Genomic DNA, 21,138 nt, shown 5'->3' with positions numbered 1-21,138 from the left:
TATTCTTCCCAATTGCCACATTCAATTAATCTCCCTATATTTATAATCAACTAACAACCAATCATCAAAATAATGAAACGACTATTACTCATTGCAGTATTAGCTTGCGTTTCGTGGAGCGGTCTTCCCCAAACTTCTTCCCAAACCCAAGAAGACACGCTTAAAAGCTCGTATTTAGATTCTGGAAAAGCCATTCCAAATACTAAAGACACGCTTTTAGAATACAACAATTTCAAAAAAACAATTCAGCTTTCCAAAAAGAGTAAGGATTTTGAAACCCTTGGAAATGCTTACATCGGTTTGGCAAAATGGCATGAAGACCACACCGTGCTGGATTCTTCCATAGTTTATTTGCAGAAGGCTATTTCGCTTTACAAAAAACAGGAAATGACCAAATCTTTGGCAGACACTTACCTTTTATTGGTTTCCAACTACAGCGGCACTGCGGAATATGACAAAGGCTCTGAAACAGTTTATAAAGCATTGGCGCTTTATGAAAAAATTGGCGACCAACGTGGCGTTGCGCAATGCTATACAAAAATTAGCGACCTCCTGTATTATTCAGACAGTTATGCCGAAGGCGCGGAATATTGTAAAAAGGCTATCGCCATTCAGGAGAAAAACGGCTATGAAGAAGACTTGGCCCTCTCCTATCGACGACTCGCGGAAAACCAATTGTTTTTAGGCAATCTGGATGAAAGCTTGGCAAGTATGAACCAAGCCATAAATCTCTATAAAAAAATTGGCGAAAACGGACCACCGCTTTTGGCCTGTTATAATGGTCGGGGGAATATCTATAAATACATGGAAAAATATCCTGAAGCTATTGCAGATTACAATCGCTGTTATGAAGGTGCCGAGAAAATTGGGTTTACCCGTTATATGATGCCACCTACAGCAAATATTGGTCATGTGTATATTTTACAGGGAAAATATGCCGAAGCATTGCCCTATAATTTAAAGGCAATAGAAATTATGAAACGCATTGGCAACACCAAAAACCTTTGGGAAAACTATATGCACGTTTCCAACATATACAGTGAATTGGGCGATTATAAAAATGCCTTGGAATATCACGAGCTATATGAACAAGGACATTCAGAATATCTCAACACCATCATAGCTCGGAAGGATAGTGAACTACAAGTAAAATATGAAACGGCGCAAAAAGATATGGAAATTATGAGCCAACAGGCAAAAATTTCGCAACAACGCAAAACGCAATTCCTTTATATTGGCATCGCCGGCTTGCTTGGTATTATTCTCTTCGGAATGTATTTTACGTTAAAAAATATTCGCAAGAAACGAAAAGCTTTATCAGTTTTGAATGTTGAACTGGATGCCAAAAACAAGCAGAATGAATTGCTATTGAAAGAAATTCACCACCGCGTAAAAAACAATCTGGAAATGGTGAAAAGCCTCATCGCCCTTCAATCGGCAAAATTGGAAGACGGCGCCAGCAAGGAAGCCATGCTCGCCAGCCAAAACCGCGTGCAGAGTATGGGTATTATTCACCAAAAACTGTATCAAGGTGAAAATTTGGGTAGCATTGAAATGAAGGATTATTTTGTGAATTTAGGCGAAGGGGTACTTGACACTTTCAACGCTGAAGACAAAGTGAAGATAGAATGTGCAATGGATGATCTCAACTTGGACGTGGACACAGCTGTACCCATCGGACTTATTGTGAACGAACTTTTAACCAATGCCCTAAAATACGCTTTCCCAGAAGGAGTGAAAGGACAGATAAAAATCAGTCTTACAAAAGAAAACAACGACCTTTTACTGAAAGTTTCAGATAACGGTATTGGCAAAACCGAAGGCTCAAAACCAAAAGGAACGGGTTTCGGCACACAATTGATACAACTACTTACACAACAATTAAACGGTACTATTTCCGAAGATTACAAAAATGGGACTGCTGTATTTTTCAACTTTAAAAATTTTAAAACCGCTTAATGGGGAAAGCAATAAAAATATTGATCGTTGAGGATGAAATGGTCATTGCGGCAAATATTTCGTTGCAATTGAGCGAGCTTGGCTATGAGGTTACCGGAATTTTGCCCCGCGGTGAAGAAGCGCTTTCCCAAATAAAAATAGACAGGCCGGATATCGTTCTGATGGACATTCAACTAAAAGGAGAACTGGATGGCATACAAACCGCTCAAGAAATTCAAAAATATTGTAAAATCCCAATCATCTATTTAACCGCAAATGCAGATGAGGCGCATTTTAAACGTGCTAAGGAAACCCATCCATATGCCTTTATTTCAAAACCCTTTAAAAAGCTAGACCTACAACGCGCCCTTGAGCTTACTGTTGATAGAATAACTTTAGAAAAATCTTCGGAAAACGGCATTAAGGAAAATGGCGAAGAATCAACTCCAACTAATGGAAATGCTACCGATTTTATATTGAATGACCGCATCTTCGTTCGCCATAACGAAAAGATGCTGAAAATAGACATTAAGGATATTTTCTACATTGAAGCAGATCGAAACTACTGCCGCATTTTTTCACAAGGCAGGGAATATCTTTTGGTAATGACTTTGAAGGATATTGATGAAAAACTTCCACAGAACCATTTTCTCAGAATACACCGTTCTTATATTATCAATCTTTCCCAGATAGACGAAGTGGCAGGCACTCATGTGGTCATTTCAAAAAAAGCAATCCCGATGAGCAAGGCGATGCGCACGGAACTTCTTAAGCGATTGCAAACAATTTAAATTTTTGACTTTTTGAATCACGACGTTTGGACTCACGACGGCTTGAGTTAAATATTAACGAACTATTCAAAAGATAATATCTTAAATGTCGTGGCTCAAACCGTCGTGGTTCTAATCTTCCAATTTCATTAAAATTCTTTTCGGCAAATAAAAACATCCCTTCGGACAGAAATTGACCCTGTTCGTCCTAAACCATTTTCAACATTCTTTGATTATCAGTTATTTAGATGTACTCCCCAGAACATTTTTTCAACTAACTAACCATTTAAATCATCAAGAATTATGAAAAGAGTACTCTTTTTAGGACTTGCAATAGTCCTTTCACTTACCGCTTGCCAAAAACAGGAAAAGCGCTACACCCAACAATCACCAGAAATTGACACTTACAAAAAAGTGATTACAGCCTATGAAAACCGCGATTGGGAAGCTTTGGCAAGCCATTATGCCGACACCGCAAAAATATTGAACAATGTAACCATGAAAGAAGCGCAAACCATTGAACAATTAGTGGAAATGGACAAAGAAGACGCAACGCTTTTCGCCTCTTGGAGATACGTTCCAGAAAGTGTAGAATATGAAATGGTGGTTACCGATAAAGGGCAAACTTGGGTAAATTTTTGGGGCCATTGGGAAGCTACTTTATTGCCAAATAACAAAACGTATGTAATTCCGGCTCACATTACAGCTCAATTTGTTGAGGGTAAAATTGTAAGAGAAGATGGCTATTGGGATCTTTCTAAGATAATGCTCGATATGCAAGCAATGCAGCAGGCAGAGACATCTGTAGTGAATGATTCAATCAATTAACAAATCAAATAATTAAAGAGATGAAAGTAAACGGATACGCAGCCCTTGGGCCAAAAGAAAAACTGACTCCTTATTCCTATGAATTGGGAGCGATAGGCCCTGAACAGGTAGATATTAAAGTTTCCTATTGTGGTATTTGTCATTCAGATATAAGTATGATAAATAATGATTGGGGAATGACTCAATATCCACTTGTTCCTGGTCACGAAATTATTGGAGAAGTAATTGCCGCAGGCAATGCGGTTAAAAACGTGAAAGTTGGAGATAAAGTAGGATTGGGATGGATGTCATCTTCCTGCATGAGTTGTGATCAATGTATGGACGGACACCACCACCTCTGCTCTCAAGGCGAGGCAACTATTGTAGGTAGAAATGGTGGTTTTGCCGATTATGTTCGTGGACATTGGTCCTGGGCTATTCCGCTTCCGGATGCTATTGATATGAGTAAAGCAGGACCGCTGCTATGTGGCGGAATTACAGTTTTCAATCCAATAATATTAGCTGGAGTAAAACCTACAGATAGAGTTGGTGTAATAGGAATTGGAGGATTAGGGCATATGGCCATCAAATTCTTAAAACATTGGGGATGTGAAGTTATCGCTTTCAGCTCAAATCCGAATAAAAAGAAAGAAATTTTAAATATGGGAGCCAGCCAGGTTATTAATTCAACAGTTCCTGAAGAATTAGAAAGTATCGCTGGAAAACTAAATTTTATTTTGAATACCACAAATGTAACATTGGATTGGAATTCATATCTGACCGCATTGGCACCGAAAGGAAAATTTCATACAGTAGGAGCTGTTTTAGAGCCGATGGCAATTCCTGCATTCAGTTTAATTATGGGAGAAAAAACAGTTGGAGGAAGCCCCATAGGCAGTCCTGCATTAACTAAAACCATGCTTGATTTTTGTGTAAGACACAACATTTATCCAACTGTTGAGGAATTTCCGATGGCAAAGGTAAATGAGGCCATTGAACACTTAGAAAACGGTAAAGCTCGATTTAGGATAGTATTGAAAAATCAATAGCTATCCATAGCCAAACCGTTCCCAACAAAACAGCAATACAGGAGTATAACTCCTAAGGCCCGACAGGCATTGCAGGTGAGGAAGCAGTCAACCTGTTGGGTCTTTTTATAAAAACCAATTAGCCCCTATTTAATCCCTAAAAAATACAAAAATATGAAAACAGTAGGCATCATAGGTGGTTCAGGCTTTATAGGAAGCTACACCACCAAGAAATTTCTGGAAGAAGGATACAATGTAAAAGTATCTGTAACAGACATTAAAAAAAGTGAAAAGTACCAACATCTCTTCAATCTTGAAAACTCGGACAACCTCAACATCAGTGCTTTAAAAGTTGAAGATTTAGAAATTTTGAAGGATTTCATCAGTGATTGCGAAATTGTAATACACGGCGGAACGCCTTTTCAGTTAGACGTTAAAGATCCACAAACGGAGCTTTTCGACCCAACTATAAAAGGAACCGAGAATTTTTTGGAAGCCATACAGCAAGCACCAATGATTGAGAATGTTGTTTTTATAGCTTCGGTTGCAGCGTATAACACCAACTTTCCATTACCTGCTGGAGATAAAAAACCGCATGACACTTTCAGCGAAAAAGACACGCCGTTTATGAGCGAAGAAAGCCATCCCTATGCACAGGCAAAGTTTCTTGCCAACCAAACGGTAGAAAAATTCATAACAAATCATCCTGTACTTCCTTTTGAAATTACTTCAGTCTCGCCTGTGGGGGTAATGGGGAAATCTTTATCAAATAGGGAAGATTCCACTTCAACTGGGCTGCAGTTTCTCTTTAAAAACAAAATTGCCCCCAATCCATTTGTGCAAATGCTCTATGATACCAATGCGGAAATGGCTTCGGTTGATGTTGCGGATGTTGCGGAAGCCGTTTTTAAAGCTGCGACAACTTCCGGACTGCATGGCAAAAACTACTTATTGAGCAGCGAAAGCTATCCGGTTAGCGATATGAGCTTGATGCTGAACCACCAAGCCCCTAAAAACAATGCAAGTGTAATTTATGAAAATACACTGGCAATGAACGATTTGGGAATGAAATTTAGACCCGTACAGGAAACTTTAAACAATTATTCAAAGTAAAATCAAACAGAATATTAACCAAATAAATATATAAACAATGAAAACCATGAAAACAACAATTCTATCGGTAATGATGCTGATTACTTGCATTACCTATGCACAAAAAAAGAATGGAACTATTTATGTAGACCATCCGGCTATCACCACAGTGGAGGCCATGACCCAAGCCTTTGTTAGTGGAGATTCAGACAAGGTAGCCAGTTATCTGGCAGATGATTTTAAGTCATACAACGGCACGAGCACCAACCCAAATGACAAAGGTCAGGACAAAGCTGCATTTTCTAATTCGGCCAAAAGTTGGCACAACAACCTCGATTATTTTTCCATAAGTCGCACCCCTGGAGCTTATCCCGATGCTTTAGAATACAAAGACGACAACCAAAAAGATGTGATCTGGGTACAGACTTGGGAGGACATCAAAGGTGTTCAAAATAAAACAGGAGTTAAAGTAAACCAACCGATGCACCGATTGTTTATAGTGAATAAAAACAATAAAATACAAACCATTATAACCTATAGCAACGATAATATTGGTTCAGAAATTAACCAAAGTTATAGTGACAGAAAAAATGGTACTATTTATAACCACCACGAGAACATCAACACCATTCGAAAAATGGTCTATGCCCTGGAAAACAATGATTTGGAAAAAATGTATAGTTTTTATGATAAAGATGCACGGTTTGTAGATTCCAGCTCGCCCACTTACGAAAGCGTTTCCTTAATGGAACAAAAAGCAGTGGACAAAAAGATTTTGGAAATGTTTGAAATTACCAGCATAGATATGGTTGGTTATCCAGATTACCTAAACTATGAAATGGGTGATGCTCAGGTAGTTCAGTCTTGGTGGAACATCAACCTAATTCGCAAAGCTGACAAAAAGAAAATTGTTCTTCCCATCCTCTATATAAACGATTTCAATAAAGAGGGAAAAATAACTGGAGAAACTGCCTATTACAACGCTAAATTATTGGATTAAAAATTCTTTAACCCTCCAATTAATTAAGGTTGAAAAATTTAATACTAACTAGTTCGCGAATAACGAACACAAATTAAACATCATGAGGAAATTAATTTTTACAATGCTTTTATTGCCAATCTTGGCAATAGGGCAAAACAGTACCGAATACGGCGTATTCGAAAATGCAGTACTAACGCCAAACCCCGCTCAAGTCACCCAGTTTGAGGCAGGTCTCGCGGCACACAACAAAAAATATCACGCAGAGGGCGCGTATGGAGCAGATGTATTTTGGATTTCTAGTGGTCCCAATACCGGTAGTTATTTATGGAGTATGGGGCCAACTCCTTGGAGCGCCATGGATAAACGGCCTGCCCAAAAAGATGGCCACGATGCAGACTGGACCAACAATGTGCTAAAATACATGATGCCTGAAGGTGCCCAGACCTATTGGAAAGCAATTCCAGAAGCATCACGATTTACAAAGAATATGACCATTAAAAATCTTGTGGTGGATATTTATGATGTAAAGCGCGGAAAAATGAAAGACGCTATGGCACTGGTAGAAAAAATACATAAGGTTTACACCGAAAAACTTCCAAACGAAACCTACGGAATTTACACCAATGAATTTTCCAGCACTAAGGAAGGTAAGGATCTTGCCGTAGTTTCATTCTATGAAAATATGGGAGAGTTTAGCCAAAACAATGGGATGGACAAAAAATTTGACGAAGTTTATGGCAACGGAAGTTGGGACCAATTTTTAAAAGATTGGTATAATGTTACCGATGGTAGCGAAAGTGAACTGTGGGTATTCCGCGCAGATTTGAGCGGCACAAATGGTGAGATAAATGTTGCACCAAAAAAATAAACTTTTAAAAGAAAATTTACGGTGTGGTTTTGCCACACCGTAAATTTTTCACTTTAAAGTATTCATCTAAAAAATAGATTTATGAAAACCGGCGAAACACAATGGAGCAAGGAAGAACTGAAAACCTATATTTTAATCCTCTGCGCAAAGGCTGATAAAGTAGAAGCCGAAGAAGAAATTGCACTTATAAAGACCAAAACATCAAACGAAATTTTCGATAAAATGTATCGAGAATTTCAAAATGATGACGAAGATGAGAGCCTAGAAAAAATTCAAAACGCCTTAGAATGGCACCAATATTCTGAATTGGAACTGTGCGAACTGAAAAATGAAATTCAGCAAATATTCGCGGCAGACCGCAAGATACCCATGTCTGAAAGTAATCTTGGGAGAATTTTGGAGAATATAATTTATTGAGAGAACAGAGAAAAAGAAGACATATACACATAAAAGACAAATCCGATGAGATCAAAAATTTTTAAACTTCTAATCTTTCTGTTTATGGGAGTATATTCGGTACAGGCTCAAAACAGTGACCCCCATGGAAGTGTTGATTCACATATAACGGGAATGCCTTCAGAAAAAATATTGATGATTCTGGACATAACTGTTCACGATTCGCTGCAATACCAAACATACCGATTAAAAGTGGAACCCCTGATTGAAAAATTTGGGGGTATTTATTTGGTTCGCTCTGGTGGGATGGCGTTTGACCCAGACCCAAACCGAAAAGTGACACCCGTGGAAGGAAGCTGGAACCCAAGTCGATTCATAATAATCCAATGGGACTCCATGGAACAGCTTCAAAATTTTTCAACTTCACCAGAATATAAAGCTGTAGCAAAACTGCGGGAGAATTCAGCTTCAACAAAATCCATCGTTGTGAAAGAATATTAATGAAATATAAAAAATAACAAAGACCTAAATTATAATTTTCAAACATTCAAATCATTACCAAAATGACAGATTTTAAATATTATTTTTTGATAGGTCTTGCTTTCAGCTTGATGCAGATGAATCAAGCTATTGGTCAAAATTCCGATGCAATGAAAAAAGCACAAACAACAAACGCAACAATAAAAGTTTACACCCAAGACGAAGCAGATGTAAAAGCAACCGTTGAACAATTTCTAATTGTGGCAGGTAATTACAATTTGGATGCCATGACAGAAATGATGGCAGACAAAGCAAATCTCGCAATCGCAAGATTAAGGGACAGCAAATGGACTACCGAAACCATGCTAATAAGTGAATATCTTGAATCGGCAAAAAACAGAACAAATCGTCCTTATTTTGAACCCGTAAAAGAATACACAATCCACGTAAGCGATGGACATTTGGCATTTGTAAAAGCCATTGCTGTTTTACATGCTTTTGGAGTTCCACTTTTGAACAACATTGATTATTTCACATTGATTAAGGAAAACGAAGTCTGGAAGTTTATCAATATTTCATTCACCTCAACCCGTATTCCAGAAGCTGAAAGAATTTACGACCCAATCGTCTTCGCTAAAAGTTATGCACAGGCATGGTGCAGCAAGAAACCCGAGTATGTGGCTTTATTTTATGCCGAAGATGGCTCGCTTAATATAAATAATGGCACTCCCGCTACTGGCAGGGCAGCCATTACCCAATCTGCCAAAGCATTTATGGATGCCTTTCCCGATGATATGGTTGTAGCTTTTGACAGTTTGGTAAAAACTCCAAAAGGTATTGAATTCCATTGGACCTTGACAGGTACCAATACTGGACTAAATGGCACTGGAAAAAAGGTAAACATCAGTGGTTTTGAGCTTTGGCAATTGGATGACAACGGTTTAATAAAAGCATCAGAAGGGAGTTTTGATGCTGAAGAATATAGCAGGCAGATTAAATATGGTGTTAATGATTAAACCCTAAATTATAAATCAACTATAAAACAATCAAAAATGAAGACAACAAAATTAACAACATTAGTAATCGCTTTAGTGGCAGCAATATCATTCTCCAGCTGCAACGAGAAAACCAAAACGGAAACAACTCTAGAAAAACCAAAACCAACTGAAACTGTTGTTGCAGATGAAACTCCAGACTATTTTCTACTACGTCCAGAAGTTGAAAAAGCTTATGGCTATTCACACGCAGTAAAAATTGGCAACGATATAAAAATCTCCGGTGCTGTGAGTATGGACGATGAAGGTAATCCAACTGCAGTAGGCGATTTTGAACAGCAAATGAAAAACTGTTATGTCGATTTAGATAAGATCCTAAAACATTACGGCTGCACTTTTGACGATGTGGTTGTTGAAAATGTGTTCACTACAAATATGCCCAAGTTTTTGGAAGTTGCCGCTTACAGAAATGAAATCTATAAAAAACAATTCCCAACTGGATCTTGGCTTGGTGTAAAAGAATTGGCGCTTCCCGAATTTTTGATTGAAATAGAGTTGGAAGTGCATAAAAACAGTAAATAGTATTGAGTATTGAGAAGATTAAAACATATTTCATATTAACCCAACAATTAAAAACTTTAAACATAGAAAGAATGAAAAAAATAATCAATTTATGAAATCATCATCTTTACTCATTCTTGGAATCATTTTCATGCAATTTTTGGGTTGTCAAAATCCTAATTTATTAAAACCAGAAGAAGGATTTTTAGAAGTGGAGGGAGGTAAGATTTGGTATGAAGTCTTTGGATCAGGGAATAAGACACCAATCCTTCTACTTCATGGTGGGCCTGGATATCCAAGTTATTATCTAAATCCTTTAAAAAAATTGGCCAATGATAGGTCGGTTATCCTATTCGATCAATTGGGTTGTGGTCGTTCTGATATCCTTACAGACACAACATTAATGACCATTGATGCTTATGTTGACCAGACCAGAAAGTTAATCGAGCATCTTAAAATAGATAAAGTCATTATTTACGGTCATTCTTGGGGTACGACCTTAGGAACCGAGTACTACAAGAAATACCCAGATAATATAGAAGCGATAATATTGGGTAGCCCTTGCATTGATTCAGATATGTGGCAAAATGATACAGATAAATTAGTATCTCAATTACCAGATTCAATTAGAGTTCCAATAGAGAATCACAAAAACAAATCTATTCCAGATACAACAGCATTGAACAAAGCCATAGATTATTTTTATCATGAATTCTATACGCGTAAACTTCCGCTTTCTAAGGATATAATAAAAGCAGATTCTTCGTGGTATGCAAAGGAAAGCATGGTTTATGAATATATGTTTGGTGTTGAAGAATATTCGATAGATGGAACATTGAAAGGTTATGATGGAAAAGAGATACTGAAAAAGATTAATGTTCCGGTATTGTATATAACCGGTGAGTATGATACGGCAACACCTTCGACGGTTAAAAAGTATCAAGAAATTACACCAAATTCAAGGCTAGAAATTATTGAAGATGCTGGACATCAAACATTAAATGATAATGAAGAAATAGAATTGAAGATTATAGAATCTTTTTTAAAAGAACTTAAGGAATGAAAAATAATAACATTTCAAATCCGAGAATTATGAACAACCCATTTTTAACAATACTAATTACATTGTTGCTTTTCTGTAGTTGCCAATCAACAGATAAGAATTCAATTTTAGAGAAAAACAAAGAAGTTGTTTTGGAGTATCACAAAGTTTGGAATGGAAGTAACATGGACAATTTAGATGATATACTAACTTCAGACTTTGTTTGTCATTATTTAACAAGTGAAGAATGGACAGGCATTAAAGAATCTAAAAAAACAATTTCAGACTGGAGAACAATTTTTCCAGATTGGCGTGAAGAAATAGTTGATATCATTCAAGAAAAAGATAAAGTCGTCACTCGCTATAAATCCTCAGCAACTCATACAAGAACTTACGAAGGAATTGATTCTACAGGAGCTAAAATTGAAATATACGAGATTTCTATTTATCGAATAAGTAATGGTAAAATAGCTGAACAATGGTGTTTTCCTGATGACCCAAGCATAAAAACACAAATTCTCAATTTTAAAGAATAACAGAAAAACCTGAGCACAACCGTTGTTCATCATTAAAAAAACATAAAATGAAATCAATTTTAACCAGCTTTATAATTGCACTGCTAACAATTTCGTGCACATCACCAAAGAAAAATAATGATTTAGTGGTTATAAATCAACCGGCAGAGTTTGACACCCAAGAAGCAATTTGGTTGATATGGCCATCTACCAATCATAAAGAGGGTGAATCTGTTGAAAATGTTACTCTTTCAATCATAGAAGCTTTAATTGACGATATAGACATTGTCGTTACTTGCAAGAACAAAGAACTTCTTAATCAGGCAAATGCAACCCTAAAAAACCGTTTTGGAGAACAGCCACGACTGAAGCTTTTGGAAATACCATCTTTTGAAATCTGGACACGAGATATGGGGCCCATTTTTGTTGAAACCAATCAAAAGACATTTGCTATTGCAGACTTCAATTTTAATTCTTGGGGCTATACGGACACTTTGGACATTGACACCAAAACGGAAGAAATGTACGATGTACGGGTTGCCGAACATTTTAAGTTGCCCGTAATTTCAAGTTCAATGATTAGTGAAGGTGGAAACAGAGAAGTAAATGGAAAAGGCACTTTAATAACTTCAGAGGCAGTCGAAAAAGGTAGAAATCCCGGTATGAGCAAGCTAGAGATGGAGGCCGAATACAAACGGCTTTTAGGAACAAAAAAAGTAATCTGGTTAAAACAAGGATTGGTGGAAGATGACCATACATTCCTAGGCCCTATTAAAACCTCCGACGGAACAAAAGCTTATACCGTTGTAACTACAAATGGTCACGTAGATGAATTTGTGCGTTTTGTAAATGATTCTACCATCCTTTTAGCACAAATAGACAGCACGGAATTGGATGACCCAATCGCCTTTGAAAACAACAAACGAATTGAGGAGAATTACCAAATATTGTCCAAAGCGACTGACCAAGATGGACAACCATTTACCATAATCAGAATGCCACTTCCTGGAACCATTTACAATACAATGAATCCTGGCGATTATGTTTATGAATACATTAAAACGCTTGATTATAAAGACGGCAGTACATTCCCTGATGGTAAAAGTGTAAAAGTTATAGCAGCGTTAAGCTATCTCAACTTTATAATTACCAACAAAGTAATTATTGGTCAAACCATTTGGAGGGAAGGAATGCCCGACGAGTTAAAATTAAAAGATGAAAAAGCTGCCCAAATTCTGCAATCTGTTTTCCCAAATAGAAAAGTAATTATGATAGATGCCCTTGCAGTCAATTTGGGAGGTGGCGGAATTCATTGTATAAGTATGCAACAACCGGCTTTCTCAAATAATTAGATGTTGAAACGAAATAAACGATTTACAAAGGCAAAAAAAATAATCCAATCAATGAAAAACAAGAAAAACACATTTGCCCTTATCCTGTGCATTGCAGTCCTATTCAGCTGTAGCGAAACCAAAACCTATGACATTCTCATTAAAAACGGGCAAATTTTGGACGGCTCTGGGGAGCCTTCTTTTGTAGGTGATATAGGTATCAACGCCGATACCATTGCAGCCATAGGAAATTTGGAAAATGCCAAAGGATTACAAGAAATAGATGCTACCGGTCTGGCCGTAGCACCCGGTTTTATTAACATGCTGAGCTGGGCGAATGAATCCTTGATAGCCGATGGAAAATCGCAGAGTGATATTCTGCAAGGAGTTACTTTAGAGGTATTTGGAGAAGGCTGGTCAATGGGGCCTTTAACAAAAGACTCAGAAAAGTCAATTAAAGGTATAGGCGATGGTAACATTAAATATGAGGTTAGTTGGAATACTCTTGGTGAGTATTTAGAGTTTCTGGAAAAGAAAGGGGTCACTCCCAATGTCGCCTCATTTGTAGGTGCTGCGACGTTACGGATCAACACGGTAGGCTTTGAAGACCGCGCTCCGACCGAGGAGGAAATGGAGGCCATGAAAGCAATGGCCAGAACAGCAATGGAAGAAGGCGCTATGGGCATTGGGTCAGCATTGATCTATGCACCTGGTTTCTATGCCAGTACAGAAGAACTAATTGAACTTTGTAAAGTGGCTTCCGAATATGATGGCATGTACATTTCGCACATGCGCAGCGAAGGAAATCGATTTTTGGAAAGCCTGGATGAATTGCTTCAAATAGCTGATAATGCAAACATCAGGGCGGAAGTCTATCACTTAAAGCAAGCCGGGAAAGACAACTGGAACAAACTGGAGCCCGCCATCGCAAAAATAGATTCCGCACGCTCTGCAGGTTTACATATTACCACCGATATGTACAACTATACCGCTGGAGCTACCGGGCTTGATGCTTCTATGCCGCCATGGGTACAAGAAGGTGGTTATGCTAAATGGGCGGAGCGTTTGCAAGACCTTGAAATCAGAAAGAAGGTTGCCAAAGAGATGACAACTCCTACAGATGAATGGGAAAACCTAATGTTAGCAACTGAGTCTTATGATAGAATCCTATTAATCGGCTTTAAAAATGACAGCTTAAAATACTTGACCGGAAAATCATTGGCCGAAGTGGCAAAATTGCGGAATACATCTCCCGAAGAAACCGCAATGGACTTGGTAGTTCAAGATGGAAGTCGTGTCGGCACAGTCTATTTTCTGATGTCGGAGGAGAATGTAAAAAAACAGATTGCCTTGCCGTATATGAGTTTTGGATCTGATGCAGAGTCATCAGCTCCAGAAGGTGTTTTCCTAAAATCAAGTACACACCCTAGAGCGTATGGGAACGTTGCCCGACTACTGGGCAAATATGTACGGGATGAAAAAGTGATTTCCTTGGAAGAGGCCATTTATAAATTAACCAGCTTGCCGGCAACCAACCTTAAAATCAAAAAACGGGGGGCGCTGAAAGAAGGCTATTTTGCCGATTTGGCCCTATTTGACCCAAAAACCATTCAAGACCAAGCCACTTTTGAAAAACCGATGCAATATGCCACAGGCATGCGTCATGTATTTGTAAACGGTGTGCAGGTTTTAAAAGATGGGGAACATACTGGTGCGCTTCCAGGGAAAGTGGTGCGTGGACCGGGCTGGAAAGGAAATCAACAGTAGTAACCAACATCATCTAAATAAAAATTATAAATGACAAACCTAAGAACTGCCTTATGAAAGTAAAAAACATATTCTTCCTTGCTTTTATTCTATTTCTACTTTTTACACCTTCAATGGGAATATCCCAAGAAGCTTGGTTATCTACTCCAGAAAGTATCAACCAATTTAGGGAGCAAGTGGAGTCTATCAGGCCCGACACAACTCAATTTGACTTAACGGTTGTAAACAAAACGATTCAAATAACTGGACGTGAAATAGACATACGCATTTACAAACCGAAAGGTACGAGTTTAAAACCCACCTTAATATATGTTCATGGCGCTTGTTGGGTAGCAGGGAGTCTTGATAGTCATGATGAAATCTGTAGGTATTTGGCAGTACAAAGTGATGTGAACGTCATTGCCATAAATTATAGATTAGCTCCAGAAAATAAATATCCTGATGCTCACAATGATGTTTATGATGCCACCGAATGGATTTGGAAAAACGCAAAAGAACTCGGATTGGATACAGAACAGTTTGCAATTGCCGGAGAAAGTACTGGAGCATACTTTACTGCCGCCACAACGCTGAAAGCAAGAGATACCAAAGGCGGCCCTAAGTTTTCTTTTCAACTACTTGTGTATGCCGCACTTGATGGCGGAGGTTCATCTTGGTCTGAATGTAAAGACTTGTACTTTACTAATGAAGAAGATATTAGAAGTGAATATGGCTCACCGCTCTGGTCTAAAAATCTCTCTGGACTACCCACTACATTCAACATTTTAGGTGAATATGAGACGTCTCGTGCCGAAGAAGAGTTGTTTATGAGAAAGTTGAAAGAAAATGGCATAACCACTAAAAGTTTCATGAACGAAGGTGTTGGTCACGATGTGGTTAATTGGCTGTCTGTTAAAACCGAAACCCCTGCACACTTGAAAGCGATAGAATTTATAAAAGCAGGATTCAACTTAGAATAAGCGATACCTAATACATACTAATTTTTTCAATGAAATTATATTCTAACCACTAACTATAAAATTGATTTAAAATTCAAAAACCATCAAAATGAAAAATTACATCCTACTATTACTAACCGTATTAGGCATTAGCCAAGGTATTAAAGCACAGGAAGACAAATACTTGTGGTTGGAAGAAGTTGATGGCAAAGAGGCTTTGCAATTTGTTGAAAAACAAAATAAAGCCACCGTTGCAGAGTTGAGTGCAGAAAAAAACTACCAAGACATTTACGACAAGAATTTAGCAATCCTCAATTCTACCGAAAAAATTGCCTACCCAACAATTCACGGAAACTATGCCTATAATTTCTGGAAAGACCAAGACCATGTGCGAGGAATTTGGCGAAGAAGCAAATTAGAAAGCTATAAGAGCGGAAATCCAGTTTGGGAAACACTGCTGGATATCGATAAACTTTCAGCACAAGATAATAAGAAATGGGTTTATAAAGGAAGCTATGGGCTATATCCTGACTACAATCGTTTTTTAATTCAACTATCCAATGGTGGTGGCGATGCCGTTTATATCAAAGAATTTGATGTCAACAAAAAGCAATTTATAGAAAACGGTTTTTCAATAGACGAAGCAAAAAGTAGTGCAGCGTATTTAGATGAAAACAACTTGATTGTTTCAAACGATTTTGGCGAAGGCACTATGACTACTTCGGGTTACGCAAGACAAGTAAAACTTTGGAAACGAGGTACTCTTTTAAAAGATGCCCAACTTATTTATGAAGCGGAAACTACAGATGTGTTAGCTACAGGTTTTATTATCCACGATGGTGACAAACAATACACCCTATTGGTTAAAGCATCTAGTTTTTTATCAGCTCAACTTTCGGTTTGGTTAAATAATAAACGCATCCCATTAGATATTCCAGAAGATGCTGCCATAGGTGCAGTTGCTTATGAACGATTAATTATAAAGGACAACCAATTTGTGATTCAATTAAAATCAGACTGGACCGTAAATAACAAAACCTATACCACAGGCACGCTTATAAGTCTCAATTTTACTGAATTGTTAAAAGGAAATAAAGACATTAAAGTCATCCTGAAACCCGATGAATTTTCAAGTATTTCCGGAATTTCTACAACCAAAACTAAATTACTTGTTAATGTACTCACTGATGTTACAAGCAACTTATTCGTCTATTCATTTACCAATGGAAACTGGGTCAGTAAAAAAGTAGCAGCGCCAAAATTAGGAGCACTTAGTGTTGTTGCAACTTCAAATCATTCTGATCAGTATTTTTTTGATTTTGAAAACTTTATCACACCTACTACTTTATATCTAGGCGATGCAAGCAGTAATAACTTTACCCCATACCAGTCCCTACCCACCTATTTTGACACCAGTAACCTTGAAGTTAAACAGTACAAAGCAAAATCTAAAGATGGAACGATGATTCCTTATTTCATGGTGTCTCGTAAAGACCTAAAAATGGATGGTACCAACCCAACCTTAGTATATGCTTATGGTGGTTTTGAAATTTCTAGCTCCCCTTTTTACTGGGCATCAATGGGAGTTTCTTGGTTAGATAAAGGCGGTGTTTTTGTATTGGCAAATATTCGCGGTGGTGGTGAATACGGTCCCAAATGGCACCTAGATGCGATAAAAGAAAACCGACAAAACGCTTTCGACGATTTATATGCTGTATCTGAAGATGTAATTGCTAAAAAAATCACATCACCAAAACATTTAGGCGCGATGGGTGGCAGTAATGGTGGCCTTTTAGTAGGGGTTGCTTTTACACAACGACCAGATTTATACAACGCTATTGTTTGTCAAGTACCACTGCTAGACATGCAACGCTATAACAAACTGTTAGCAGGAGCAAGTTGGATGAGCGAATTTGGAGATCCAGATATTCCTGAAGAATGGGCATACATCAAAAAATATTCACCCTATCATAATTTAAAAGAAGGAACAGATTACCCAGAAGTCTATTTTGGCACTTCTACTCGAGACGATAGAGTACATCCCGGTCATGCTAGAAAAATGGTTGCTAAAATGAATGATATGGGCTACAAAACCTACTATTATGAAAATACCGAAGGTGGTCATGCAGGCTCATCTACCAATGAACAAAGCGCAAAATCAAACGCGTTGACTTATTCCTATTTGCTCAAGAAGTTGAAGTAATTCAGGTACTGAAATCTTATTCTAAAAGAACAAAACCATACCAATTAAACATAAAAAAATGAAACATCTATTACAAATACTCACATTCGCACTGGTATTAACAGCCTGTGTCGATAAACAAAAAGAAATTAAAGAAACAACACTTCCCCCTATTTCAGAAGTGTATGACAGTTTTTATGAAGGCAGTCTGGCGTTAGATCCACTCTTTGGAAATTTTTTTGGTATCAACAGGTATTTGGATACGCTGCCCAACAATCTAACGGATGAATTTAGAGCTAAAGAAGTAGCTCATTATCAAACACACCTCGATAAAATCCAGCAGTACGATAGGACACAACTCAACGAATCAGACCAGCTTAACTATGATATTATCGTTTGGTACACCAAAAATAGACTGGCAGCCAACCACAATTTTGTAAAGTATTTACCCATAAATCAATTGAGTTCAGTTAATCTGTATATCGCCCAACTGGCTTCAGGCAGTAGCACACAACCTTTTGTTACGGTTCAAGATTATGACAACTGGATAAAAAGACTAAAAGATTACAATGTTTGGTTAGATACCGCATTGGCAAATATGAAAGAAGGCATTACCCTAGGTTATGTGCAACCAAAATCAATCGTAAAAAAAATAATTCCGCAATTTGAAGAAATGGCAAAAGGTCCTGTAGAAGCCCATTTATTTTACAGTCCCGTTAAAAATATGCCAGAGGGATTTACGGAAGCCGAAAAATCAGCGATTGAAATTAAATATAGAAAAACAATAGAAGAAGATATTATCCCGAGGTATCAAAAATTAGCTGAATTTTTTAAAACGGATTATTTAGACGCTGCTCGGTCCACTTCTGGTATTGGCCCATTGCCGGCAAGTTCGGAACACTACAAAAACCAGATTGAATATATGACCTCGACAAACCTTTCAGCAGATTCTATATTCAACTTAGGGAAATCTGAAGTAGCACGGATTAGAATAGCAATGGAATTGGTTAAAAAAGAGGTCGGTTTTGAAGGCAGCTTGGTCGAGTTTTTTAATCACGTACGCACCAAGAAAGACTTAATGCCTTACACAGACCCACAGCAAGTGCTCAACAGTTTTGATACTATTCAGAAGCGTATGGCACCACAACTAGCCAAGTTGTTTGATAAAAAACCTAAAACACCATTTATGGTAAAGCGCACCGAGGCGTTTCGCGAAAAATCGGCGAGTGCACAATACAATCCTGGCAATCCTGATGGCTCAAGACCGGGCGTATTTTATGTGCCTATTCCAGACGTAACCTCATATAATGTAAATGCTGATGAAGCCTTGTTTTTACACGAAGCCATTCCTGGTCATCACTATCAAGTGATGCTTGCAGCAGAAAACGAAAGTATTCCTGCGTTTAGAAAGTTTACATATTCTGGTGCATACATAGAAGGTTGGGGTTTGTATGCTGAATCGCTAGGGAAAGAACTGGGATTGTATGAAGACCCCTATCAATATTTTGGCATGCTAAGTATGGAAATGCACAGAGCAATCCGATTGGTAGTAGATGTTGGACTACACGATAAAGGTTGGACGCGTGAAGAAGCCATAGCCTATTCGCTAGACAATGAAGCGTTTCCAGAAGCTGGTATCATTTCAGAAATTGAACGCTATATGGTAGAGCCAGCACAACCACTGTCGTATAAAATAGGGCAGCTTACCATTTTAAGATTACGACAAGAGGCAGAAAAAGCCTTGGGTGATGACTTTGATATCAAAGCCTTTCACAACACCATTCTTGATGCAGGCGATATGCCACTTGCTGTTTTAGAATAGCGGGTTCGAGCGTGGATTGAAGAAGGCGGGAAATAGACAAAATCTAAAAATGAACAGCATTTAAATAATAATCATGAAAACAATATCTAAAATTCTTATCCCACTATTCTTCTTGATAGGATTCGTTACAAGCAGCCAAACACTCCCACAAGCACTCGCTAAAATCAATACCGAAGGCTTTCAGAAATCGCAGGTTATGAATTTAATTACAGACTTGTCTGATGTTTATGGCCCGCGGTTAACGGGAACGAATCAATACTTTACTGCTGCAGAATGGGCAAAAAAAACCCTGGAAAATTGGGGAATGGACAAGGTTTATTTCGAAAAATATTGTAATGATTGTATGGGCTGGGAAGTAAATTCTTTCAACGTTGAAATGACATCACCTGCTTATATGAAAATACAGGCATATCCGTATGCGTGGACAGAAAGTTCAAATGGTGTGCAAATCGGTGAATTGATATGGATTGAAAGTCATGCCGATTTAGAAAAAGTAAAAAAGCAATGGAGCGGAAAATTAAAAGGGAAAACCATATTGATGGGAGCTGTGCCAGAACAAAATATGTTATTTGATGCACTTTCAAAAAGATTTGCCGAAGACCAAATTGAGCAGGCTGAAAAATCGATTGTTACTTCTCTAAAAAATGCTTTAGATCCTTCTGCTTCAGATGATAATTTAATTGAAGATGACAAAGGGTTTGAAATATATAAGAGAAAGGATGATGCTTTTTTCGCATTCTTAAAGGAAGAAGGGGTATTAAGTGTTTTTGATTCAAGGGCTTTATTTCCAGGTATTATCCATCCGGGTGGAACTTATAATTATAAAGAAAGTGACGCAAAACCAATCCCCTATTTTGCGATTTCACCAGAAAATTTCGGAAAACTACAACGCTTAATAACCAGAAATATGAATCCAAAAATTAAATTCAATTTAGATTCAAAACTCTATTTAAAACCTGAAAATAATGTCAATATTATAGGAGAAATTACAGGTTCAGATCCAACATTAAAAGACGAAGTAGTGATGATTGGTGCCCATTTTGATTCCTGGCATGCTGCTTCCGGAAGCACAGACAATGGCGCAGGTTCGGCAGTAATGATGGAAGTGATGCGCATCATCAAAGCAGCTGGTTTAAAACCAAAACGAACGATCAGAATAGCACTTTGGGGAGGCGAGGAACAAGGGTATTTAGGTTCTGAGGCCTATGCCGAACATCACTATGGAAAAATAATGGAAACCACTCGAAAAAAAGAAGTTGAAAAAATTTCGGCCTACATCAATATGGATAATGGTGCCGGAAAAATGCGGGGCATCTTTTTACAGGGAAACGAAGCCGTCAGACCCATCTTTGAAGAGATGCTAAAACCCTATGCGTATTTAGATGTGAATGCTTTTACCATTGAAAACACAGGAGGAACCGATCATGTAGTTTTTGACTATTACAAAATCCCGGGATTTCAAATCATTCAGGATCCGTTAAATTATGAAACAGTAACGCACCACACCAATTTAGATGTTTTAGAATATGTACCAGAACGCGATATGATGGTAAATGCCACTGTAATCGCTGCGCTAGTTTATCAAATTGCACAAGAAGATTCACGTTTGCCGAGGGAAGACTAA

Annotated in this window: 19 protein-coding genes; all 19 read left to right on the top strand. The window is 37.9% G+C overall.

Annotated elements, in window-relative coordinates; translation table 11 throughout:
• The first annotated feature begins 72 nt into the window (after positions 1–72).
• Entirely contained in the window at positions 73–1,959 is a 1,887-nt protein-coding gene (locus tag ESU54_RS13105; RefSeq protein WP_111844113.1) for a tetratricopeptide repeat-containing sensor histidine kinase, read from the top strand.
• Positions 1,959–2,729 carry a LytR/AlgR family response regulator transcription factor gene (locus ESU54_RS13100; RefSeq protein WP_111844112.1) on the top strand — a complete coding sequence of 257 codons (771 nt, stop codon included), beginning with the start codon at positions 1,959–1,961 and terminating at the stop codon, positions 2,727–2,729. The genes ESU54_RS13105 and ESU54_RS13100 overlap by 1 nt, the downstream gene beginning before the upstream one ends.
• A gap of 282 nt (positions 2,730–3,011) precedes the next feature.
• The gene (locus ESU54_RS13095; protein ID WP_111844111.1) at positions 3,012–3,536 is read left to right on the top strand and encodes a nuclear transport factor 2 family protein; all 525 of its coding nucleotides are present in this window, start codon (positions 3,012–3,014) and stop codon (positions 3,534–3,536) included.
• A gap of 20 nt (positions 3,537–3,556) precedes the next feature.
• Entirely contained in the window at positions 3,557–4,564 is a 1,008-nt protein-coding gene (gene ahr / locus ESU54_RS13090) for an NADPH-dependent aldehyde reductase Ahr (protein ID WP_111844110.1), read from the top strand.
• Positions 4,565–4,717: 153 nt separating this feature from the next.
• Entirely contained in the window at positions 4,718–5,656 is a 939-nt protein-coding gene (locus ESU54_RS13085; RefSeq protein WP_111844109.1) for an NAD-dependent epimerase/dehydratase family protein, read from the top strand.
• A gap of 46 nt (positions 5,657–5,702) precedes the next feature.
• On the top strand, positions 5,703–6,635 hold the full coding sequence (locus tag ESU54_RS13080) for a nuclear transport factor 2 family protein (RefSeq protein ID WP_111844166.1): 933 nt from the start codon (positions 5,703–5,705) through the stop codon (positions 6,633–6,635).
• An 82-nt stretch (positions 6,636–6,717) separates the two neighbouring features.
• Positions 6,718–7,485: a hypothetical protein gene (locus ESU54_RS13075; protein WP_235004563.1), complete on the top strand. Its 768-nt coding sequence runs from the start codon at positions 6,718–6,720 to the stop codon at positions 7,483–7,485.
• Positions 7,486–7,566: 81 nt separating this feature from the next.
• Complete coding sequence (locus ESU54_RS13070; RefSeq protein ID WP_111844107.1) at positions 7,567–7,902, top strand: hypothetical protein; 336 nt, start codon at positions 7,567–7,569, stop codon at positions 7,900–7,902.
• Positions 7,903–7,947: 45 nt separating this feature from the next.
• The gene (locus ESU54_RS13065; protein ID WP_111844106.1) at positions 7,948–8,382 is read left to right on the top strand and encodes a DUF1330 domain-containing protein; all 435 of its coding nucleotides are present in this window, start codon (positions 7,948–7,950) and stop codon (positions 8,380–8,382) included.
• A 62-nt stretch (positions 8,383–8,444) separates the two neighbouring features.
• Complete coding sequence (locus tag ESU54_RS13060) at positions 8,445–9,377, top strand: ester cyclase (protein WP_235004562.1); 933 nt, start codon at positions 8,445–8,447, stop codon at positions 9,375–9,377.
• A 36-nt stretch (positions 9,378–9,413) separates the two neighbouring features.
• Entirely contained in the window at positions 9,414–9,938 is a 525-nt protein-coding gene (locus ESU54_RS13055) for a RidA family protein (RefSeq protein ID WP_111844105.1), read from the top strand.
• Between the two features lie 91 nt (positions 9,939–10,029).
• Positions 10,030–10,980: a proline iminopeptidase-family hydrolase gene (locus ESU54_RS13050; RefSeq protein WP_111844104.1), complete on the top strand. Its 951-nt coding sequence runs from the start codon at positions 10,030–10,032 to the stop codon at positions 10,978–10,980.
• Positions 10,977–11,495 (top strand): ester cyclase, encoded by a 519-nt coding sequence (locus ESU54_RS13045; RefSeq protein WP_111844103.1) that lies wholly within the window; start codon positions 10,977–10,979, stop codon positions 11,493–11,495. Before ESU54_RS13050 ends, ESU54_RS13045 begins: the two co-directional genes overlap by 4 nt.
• Before the next feature lie 47 nt (positions 11,496–11,542).
• On the top strand, positions 11,543–12,826 hold the full coding sequence (locus ESU54_RS13040; RefSeq protein WP_111844102.1) for an agmatine deiminase family protein: 1,284 nt from the start codon (positions 11,543–11,545) through the stop codon (positions 12,824–12,826).
• 51 nt (positions 12,827–12,877) lie between these two features.
• Positions 12,878–14,572 (top strand): N-acyl-D-amino-acid deacylase family protein, encoded by a 1,695-nt coding sequence (locus ESU54_RS13035; RefSeq protein ID WP_111844164.1) that lies wholly within the window; start codon positions 12,878–12,880, stop codon positions 14,570–14,572.
• A gap of 53 nt (positions 14,573–14,625) precedes the next feature.
• Positions 14,626–15,531 (top strand): alpha/beta hydrolase, encoded by a 906-nt coding sequence (locus tag ESU54_RS13030; protein ID WP_111844101.1) that lies wholly within the window; start codon positions 14,626–14,628, stop codon positions 15,529–15,531.
• A gap of 88 nt (positions 15,532–15,619) precedes the next feature.
• Positions 15,620–17,713: a prolyl oligopeptidase family serine peptidase gene (locus tag ESU54_RS13025; RefSeq protein ID WP_111844100.1), complete on the top strand. Its 2,094-nt coding sequence runs from the start codon at positions 15,620–15,622 to the stop codon at positions 17,711–17,713.
• Between the two features lie 58 nt (positions 17,714–17,771).
• Positions 17,772–19,514 carry a DUF885 domain-containing protein gene (locus tag ESU54_RS13020; RefSeq protein WP_111844099.1) on the top strand — a complete coding sequence of 581 codons (1,743 nt, stop codon included), beginning with the start codon at positions 17,772–17,774 and terminating at the stop codon, positions 19,512–19,514.
• 73 nt (positions 19,515–19,587) lie between these two features.
• On the top strand, positions 19,588–21,138 hold the full coding sequence (locus ESU54_RS13015; RefSeq protein ID WP_111844098.1) for a M20/M25/M40 family metallo-hydrolase: 1,551 nt from the start codon (positions 19,588–19,590) through the stop codon (positions 21,136–21,138).

The sequence above is a fragment of the Aequorivita antarctica genome (genome assembly GCF_007997155.1).
Classification (GTDB): Bacteria; Bacteroidota; Bacteroidia; order Flavobacteriales; family Flavobacteriaceae; genus Aequorivita; species Aequorivita antarctica.
Note: the sequence above shows the minus strand (reverse complement) of the source record. Positions and strands in the feature narration are given on the sequence as shown.